This is a genomic window from Stenotrophomonas sp. 3diitr2024, from assembly GCF_042136455.1.
Lineage (GTDB): Bacteria > Pseudomonadota > Gammaproteobacteria > Xanthomonadales > Xanthomonadaceae > Stenotrophomonas > Stenotrophomonas sepilia.
In genome coordinates this window covers 1-473 of sequence record NZ_JBHHMJ010000478.1, presented here as the reverse complement: position 1 = coordinate 473, position 473 = coordinate 1, and the positions used below count along the sequence as shown (strand labels likewise).

Annotated in this window: 2 pseudogenes; one reads left to right on the top strand and one right to left on the bottom strand. The window is 67.7% G+C overall.

Going from position 1 to position 473, the window contains the following annotated elements:
- Positions 1-125 precede the first annotated feature (125 nt).
- Positions 126-248 (bottom strand): annotated as a pseudogene (locus ABGA94_RS12145) (LysR family transcriptional regulator); the annotation flags it as partial.
- A 20-nt stretch (positions 249-268) separates the two neighbouring features.
- On the opposite strand from ABGA94_RS12145, the pseudogene ABGA94_RS12140 reads away from it, so the two are divergent.
- Positions 269-473, top strand: a pseudogene (locus tag ABGA94_RS12140) (hypothetical protein); the annotation flags it as partial.

The following is a 473-nucleotide window of genomic DNA, read 5'->3' as shown; positions in this document are numbered from 1 at the left end:
GGTCGCCAACGGCTGACGCGACCCGCAAGCCGCCGACCTTGTCGGCGCCCCCAACCTCCGGTAGCCGCCAACCTTGGCCGGCATCGGCCAAGCCCTCAGTCCAGCTTCACCACCAGCTTGCCGAAGTTGTGCCCCTGCAGGTCATCCGGTGTTCGCGGCGTGCCGCGCCTGCGCAGGTAAGACGGCGCCGCGCACAGGCTCATCGCATACGGCGGCAGCGGCCGCGCCACCACCTCCTGCGATGGCACCACCCGATCCTTCCTCGACGATGCTGCATATCCGCGAGGTGATGCCCGCCTCGGGTTTCATCGACAGCGGCATCGTGCATGGATTGGACGAAGGCGTCGTAGCCGTACTTCAGGCTGTAGGTCGCGCCCTCCATGGCGGCGCGGTAGAGATGCGCCGGGGTGAAATTGGCGGTATCCAGGCCAGCCAGCACACCCTTGCCGAGCGGCAGGTCAGGGGTACGTTCG